Annotated in this window: 5 protein-coding genes; 1 reads left to right on the top strand and 4 read right to left on the bottom strand. The window is 56.5% G+C overall.

Going from position 1 to position 6,723, the window contains the following annotated elements:
• Positions 1 to 525, top strand: a 525-nt coding sequence (locus ACE04A_RS11440; protein ID WP_485820131.1) for a transposase, incomplete at its 5' end; no start/stop codon positions are given.
• Between the two features lie 260 nt (positions 526 to 785).
• On the opposite strand, the gene ACE04A_RS11435 is transcribed toward ACE04A_RS11440, so the two are convergent.
• The 4 genes from ACE04A_RS11435 to ACE04A_RS11420 form a co-directional block, all read right to left on the bottom strand.
• Positions 786 to 1,565, bottom strand: a complete 780-nt coding sequence (locus ACE04A_RS11435) for a hypothetical protein (protein WP_448719066.1) — start codon at positions 1,563 to 1,565, stop codon at positions 786 to 788.
• Positions 1,566 to 2,479: 914 nt separating this feature from the next.
• The gene (locus tag ACE04A_RS11430) at positions 2,480 to 3,754 is read right to left on the bottom strand and encodes an McrC family protein (protein WP_448719067.1); all 1,275 of its coding nucleotides are present in this window, start codon (positions 3,752 to 3,754) and stop codon (positions 2,480 to 2,482) included.
• Positions 3,755 to 3,772: 18 nt separating this feature from the next.
• Positions 3,773 to 5,614 (bottom strand): McrB family protein, encoded by a 1,842-nt coding sequence (locus ACE04A_RS11425; RefSeq protein WP_448719069.1) that lies wholly within the window; start codon positions 5,612 to 5,614, stop codon positions 3,773 to 3,775.
• A 622-nt stretch (positions 5,615 to 6,236) separates the two neighbouring features.
• On the bottom strand, positions 6,237 to 6,723 hold a 487-nt coding region (locus ACE04A_RS11420), incomplete at its 5' end, for a transposase (RefSeq protein ID WP_485820130.1).

The raw sequence follows: 6,723 nt of genomic DNA, 5'->3' as shown, positions 1-6,723 counted from the left end.
GAGCCGCACGTCCCCGTCTGGGACAGAACCCAGCGCAAGGACGACAGTCTATCGAGCAGCGACTTCGAATGGGATGGAGAGGCCAACGAATATCGTTGCCCCGAGGGGCATGCACTGCGCAGCGAGCGGCGCATGTTCAAGATCGAACGCACTCACGTCACCAAGGCGGGCACCGTAATCTACCGAGCCAGCAAAACGGACTGCGGTAAGTGCGCGATGAAGCCGCAATGCTGCCCCAATACGCCGATGCGCAAGATCGCTCGCAGCATTCACGAGGATGCACGCGATGTAGCCAGGCGTATCGGCGCCACCGTGCAATACCAGCGCTCACGTCACGAACGAAAGAAAGTCGAGGTGCTGTTTGCACACCTCAAACGTATTTTGAAGATCGACCGCTTGCGGTTGCGCGGACTTACTGGTGCAGCAGACGAATTCACGCTTGCAGCAGCCGTTCAGAACCTACGTCGTCTTGCGATGCTTACCTCTCCGGGACCACCGGTTCAGGGCACAGGTGCGCCCAGTTGAGGCGAAACCCACCGATTAACAAGGCAACCGGGCATCAGTACCCGGTTCCAATCGAAAAAATGGCGAAAGCCGCCAAGTCATCGGCCTTGTAAGCGCGACCAATCGCGACGAGCAATCGAGTTTTTCAACAGAATCGGCCAGAAGCTGCCATCGGTTCGAATTTTTCTAGGCCACCATTCCTCTCCGAAGATGTATCAGGGGTGTCCACCGAGCGGTTGTCAGCAATGGCGCACTCGGGCGAACAGCAGGATCTCACCGACTCAGAGACCAAAGTACTTGATGACGGGATTGAAAGCATCCATGTCTTTCAGAGCTAGATCTCTGCGTTTGTTCACCAACAACCCTGCGTGGATTGCTTCGTTCCGATTCTTTCGAATCTCTTCAAGCTGGCTAATGGGGAAGCCGGGTGTTTGTTCCAACTTCAGGACGCGTACATAGTCGAGCATCTTATTCATTCCCAAGCCTCGATCGTCTTTAAGTAACTTGGCGTTTACCCCGTGTTCAACAAGCAGCTGATAAAGGATGATTTCGCAAATTGCCCCAGCGAGGATTGTGGCTGTTCGGAACCGACGATTGTTCAAGTTGAGTTGGTAGTCGCTATAGAGTTCATCGATCACCTTAGAAAAAGGGTTATCAGTCTTTACTGGTGAGAAGTCGACCTCCAACTTGATCCGTGTCACTCTACCAGGAAGGGGCACTGGAACAGCATGTAGGATAGTCCTCGGCACCCGGACAAAGACAGCTCCGCGCGCGTGGTCAACTAGATGTTGCGCGACTTCTACGCGAGTCAAGAACCAGTGCAAGTAGTTTGCAGTCACCTTGTGCTCGGCAGCGAACTCATTGAGTATCAGCGGTTCAGAGAAGCCCTTGTGTGGAGTATCTTGGTCGAGAATCTTGAACCGGATGCGCCTGTCACCAGACGCCATAAGTACGAGCGAACCCTTAGGAATCAGTTCACCTGTCCGGATCTTTCGCACCAGGGAGCCAACGGTGAGTCGTCGGCTATTCTTGAAGTTGGAATCTAGAAAGCTTGTGAGCATTTATTCGTGAGGTCTAATGCTTGATCTGACCGGGCCTCCGTCGGCAAAAGTAGCATAGCGCTCGAAATAGCAATGGGCCTGTGCATGCCGGGGAATCACTACCGGTGAAGGAACGCTCGCACGCGTTTGGTTAGGCATGGGAAGTATAGCGTTGACTTACTCTCGAACTGATGAGGTGCAGAGCGCTGTGGGAAAGAGGCATCCATTTGTAGTCAGGGTCATGCCACCTGAAGGTATATCTGACTACCTGCCCACGATCCGATCCCAGGAACGGATCGCGGGACTGGATATGGTTAGTCCGCTTTTGACCGCTCCGGGCCGAAAACTGCCTGCCATCCACGACCGCTCCCGGCCAATTTCTGCCTTCCGCCAGCGCCCCGGGCGCCGACATTCAAGCGGCTGCTTCGCTAGTCAGCCGGAGCACGTTTCGAAACGTGCAGGATCGGACATCGGCTACTGCGGTCATTTGACATGTCATCACCGCAAGACTGAGTGACCGTTATCGGGTGAGTTAATCGATATGGCGCTCGTCGGCACAAAGCAGTTGCTAGTAGAACGCATGCAAGCCCCCTTGCTGCACGCCATTGACAAACCTCAGCGCATCAGCGTCAGAAAGTCTACTGCGTTCTAGCTAAGGTAGTTTTTTTGTGGATATACAACCAATCAACGTGAAGGCTCTGGTCGAACGCTAGGGATCAGAGACTCTTTTTGGGCAAGTTCGTTAACCCTTTAAGGAATCAGTTCCTCCGACCAGTGAATGTCTATGCACAGCGACTGATAAAGTGGCGCGTAAATCGATTCATTCGTCGCCGTCGACATGCAAAGTGGGACGGGCCGCTAAACACGCTTTACCGACAGGATTGCGCTCGCGCACCCAAAGTATCTTTGCTTCGGCGCAAAACCTCTACTTCATTTCACATAAGCGGTGCCATCGAAATCTTGATCGTGGTGACGCGACCGGTTTCGCCGTCGTTGATGCGGAAAACCGGCGGCGCGCATCCTTCATGCAGGTCGACGGGCCGAGGATAGACGAGTTCAAGGCGCGTGCAACGATACCGCTTGGAATACGCGAGCAACTGATATACGTCCGCTTCGTCGACCCCCCAGTCGTCGAAGCTGGGATTGAGGGACTTCCATTTCGCATCGACGATCCGGTCGAGCGAGAAAGGCGCGTCTGCGGAGATCTTCTTCCAGACGGTTACATCCGGCTTGAGTGTAAAGAGGGGCTGCCTGTCTTGTTTGATGAGCGCGAGTTGAGGGCCCTGGCGAATGACGATGCTTGCCGTCTCCGTCTCCTTCAACTCTTCCCGGTGGCACACATAGTCTTCGAAAAGCTTGTTCATGTCGAAAAGCAGCGCGGGCGCGGCCGCGCTTCCGGCACGTAGGTCCGGGCTCGCCAACTCAAGCAGCCATTCGCACCATTGCATGACGGCACGATAACGCAAGGTCTGGCGGTCGTAGCGCAGCCGCCGCACATCTGTGGACGTGAGACGAATCTGCGCGACACCCGTCAGGCGGGAGTGCAATTCGAACCACAGCCGCTGCGTCGACGCGAGCTTTGCCCAATGGCGACATGCATCGAGCGCCGCACGAATGATGCGGTTGTACTGATTGTCGACAGTGAACTCGTCATACTCACAATGAAGTAGGTGAGGTCGCGCGAGGTTGTGCCGTAATTGTCCTTCCGCGTGAAAGTGCCCCCTCACCACGGTAAGGTCTCCGGATTCTGGAACATAGCGGCTGACGAGTCCCGACTGTGCGACGGCGAGCACGCAGAGCAGAAACTCCTGGATGAATATTTCTAGCAGCGGCGCGCGCACCGCGCCCTGCTGCGCGCTGCCCATCGCCGAAACCTTCAGCTTTCCCGCGTGATGTAGCATGGACAGCAGCGCAGCGCGCCCTCGCGATGCGTCGTCGCCGTGGGTCGAGATGCCGACCTTGGGCAAGATCTCTAGTACACACGACGCGACCCTGACGATGCCGCAATGCTGTGCGAGCTTAACGCCGCCCACGGCCCGCTGACAGAACCCAGGGTGCCGATCGTTGATCTTGAGCAGTGCTTCGGCCTCGTGCGAAGTGAGATACGCGGCGACGGATGTCGATCGATCATTCGCGGCGGCGGACGCAGCATCTTCCATCACGGGAATAAGCGCGTACTCGACCGCCGTCACGGTGCGTAGGACTTGCATGCTGGTCCTGGTCTCGCGTCAGAATGTTGCCGATTCGTCTGGCATATCCGGCGCAATCGCCGTGCCGTCGTCGTACAACTTGACGATATCCGCCTCGGTCCACGAGGACGGATTGCTCACAGCAAGCGATACGCGCGGCGCGCTCCCGACGAGATGCGCGCCGCCTGGAAAGAGCATGGCCGACGTGAGCTTTCGCGCGAGGAAGAAAACGCTCGACGTGTCACGTCCCGTCAATGCCAGGCGCACCTTTTCCATGTCGTCGAAAAAGTATTCCTGCAACTGCGGAATAACGCGCTCGGCGAGCCGCCTCCGCAATTCAGGCAAGCCGTCGATGGACATGAACGTCGCGTGACCGATAGCATGATTGCGGTCGAGCATGAACTCTAGCCGGTCGTTAAGCCGCGTCATAAGCTTGCGGAGATCGATCGCGCCGAAGGCCGGAGAATTGCTGATGAGTTCGGGCTGCGGCGGGCACTCCACGAAACGAAAGCGTCTCCGCAACGCAACGTCCATCGTGGCTACGGATCGATCCGCCGTGTTCATGGATGCAACGATGTCGAGGTTGTCGGGCACGCCGAAATCTTCGTCCCTTGAGCCCGGCAGCCTAACCCAAGTCCCATCGCCATCGTTCGGTTCACTTCCCGCCCTCACGCGCTTGGACGGTTCAATCAACGTGATGAGTTCGCCGAAGACCTTGGCCACGTTCGCGCGGTTGATCTCGTCGATGAAGAGCGTGAAGCGTCGGCTCGGGTCCGCGTGAGCCTGTTCGCAGAGCTTCCGGAACGGGCCTTTTTCATAGATCACGGCGATCCCGTTGCCGTCCGGCGCGGCGGTCGGCCTCAATCCGCCGACGAACTCTTCATATGAGTAACTCGGGTGGAACGATACGAACGTGAAGTCCTCACCGGCTTCGAAAGCTTCGCGCATGCGCTCCTGCATCTGGTATGTCTTTCCGGTTCCGGGCGGCCCATAGAAGATTACATTGTCAGAAACTCGAAGAGGTGGCGGAGTGCTATCGCTTTCCTCATCGTCGCCTTCGGGCTCGTCTTCGCCTTCGGGCTTCTTCTTCAAAAGCGTACCTATCGGCTCGCTGTAGTAGTCAACTGCGCCGGGGAACTGGATCTCCAGCTTGCTGCGCAAATCCAGCAGCGCAGCATCTTGCAACGGGCGATTGCCAACCATCGCCTTTGTCCAGATCTTGTGCCCCCGCATCACCTTGTTCTTGTTGTTCTGGCTGAACATCCGCTCGAACGAGTCTGGAAACAGCACGTGACACAGCGTGTGATAAAGCTGTCTGCCCTTACCTGACGGAATGGAATGCAGCCACTCCGCGAAATCGAATCCGCTGCCATTCAATAGTGCCGTACGCACGGACGGCGCCATGGCGACGAGTGCGGCGAAGGCCTGAACTGCGAACGCCATCTCGGATGGAAGGTACTGGTTGTATCCGGGGCCCGCGCTCCCTAGCCCCGAAAGCACTGGCTTATCAAGAAAATTTGACTGAACGGGAAAGGGCGCTGCGGGCTTGATATTCCATATCCCTTCGAGTCGTTTCAGTTTTTTTGGCGGTCGCAGATTCGTCGCGGGAAGCTGGACAATCCAGAATATCTCGGTCATCAGCGCGATGTCTAAGGCCGTGCATGTGGCCAACTGCAATTCGAGCTTTTGATAGAACGTGCCGCCTCCCGTATCCGGCTGATCCACGAAGTTTGTGGTCAGACTCTGGAAATGGGGCGCTGTCCAGATCTCCTGGTTAGGTAGAAGGAGCGATTGCTGATTAATCAGGCATTGCTGTTTGAAATCCTGTGCGGCCTGAAATACCTGCGCTGCATTCGGATGATTCGGATTAAATCGGCTCATGGATTTTGGCGCAATGGCGCTGGATTGTTAACGTGCGGTGCGGCAGTCATTCGTTGGTTTAACCAAGCACAGTCGAGGTGCAGCGTGAAAAAGCCGGTCCGTTGAGATCTTCGGAGACCCCTAGCGGTTTTCCGTCTGGTGCGTTTGGCAAAAGGAGGAAATATTGCTCTCATGTAGCCGTCCAAAGACAGTCCGCAGTAGGAATTCCAGCCAGTCATAATACCAAGCGCTCTTGCGAGTCTACCGAAGCAACTTTCGTGAGGAGGGGTAATCGTGCGTTCGATGGCCAAGATCTGGCCGTTTGGTACACGCGCAGGCGGACATTCGCGAGCCAACAATCGAGGCTGATCGCGACTGGCTGCTTTAGCCGACACGCATCAGGCATCCCAGCCCGCACGAGCGGCGGTGACCTGAGCACGTTGTCGTCGTGGAGACTCGAATGAATCCACAGTCGAAAACTGCCTGTCATGGACGACCGCTCCTAGCCGATTCTGTTGAAAAACTCGATTGCTCGTCGCGATTGGTCGCGCTTACAAGGCCGATGACTTGGCGGCTTTCGCCATTTTTTCGATTGGAACCGGGTACTGATGCCCGGTTGCCTTGTTAATCGGTGGGTTTCGCCTCAACTGGGCGCACCTGTGCCCTGAACCGGTGGTCCCGGAGAGGTAAGCATCGCAAGACGACGTAGGTTCTGAACGGCTGCTGCAAGCGTGAATTCGTCTGCTGCACCAGTAAGTCCGCGCAACCGCAAGCGGTCGATCTTCAAAATACGTTTGAGGTGTGCAAACAGCACCTCGACTTTCTTTCGTTCGTGACGTGAGCGCTGGTATTGCACGGTGGCGCCGATACGCCTGGCTACATCGCGTGCATCCTCGTGAATGCTGCGAGCGATCTTGCGCATCGGCGTATTGGGGCAGCATTGCGGCTTCATCGCGCACTTACCGCAGTCCGTTTTGCTGGCTCGGTAGATTACGGTGCCCGCCTTGGTGACGTGAGTGCGTTCGATCTTGAACATGCGCCGCTCGCTGCGCAGTGCATGCCCCTCGGGGCAACGATATTCGTTGGCCTCTCCATCCCATTCGAAGTCGCTGCTCGATAGACTGTCGTCC

It is taken from the genome of Achromobacter colocynthidis (assembly GCF_057334535.1).
This window is presented reverse-complemented; position numbering and strand designations above follow the sequence as displayed.

Coding starts and splice junctions, on each gene's coding strand:
- ACE04A_RS11435 (WP_448719066.1), bottom strand. CDS start 1,565: ATGCTCACAAGCTTTCTAGATTCCAACTTCAAGAATAGCCGACGACTC.
- ACE04A_RS11430 (WP_448719067.1), bottom strand. CDS start 3,754: ATGCAAGTCCTACGCACCGTGACGGCGGTCGAGTACGCGCTTATTCCC.
- ACE04A_RS11425 (WP_448719069.1), bottom strand. CDS start 5,614: ATGAGCCGATTTAATCCGAATCATCCGAATGCAGCGCAGGTATTTCAG.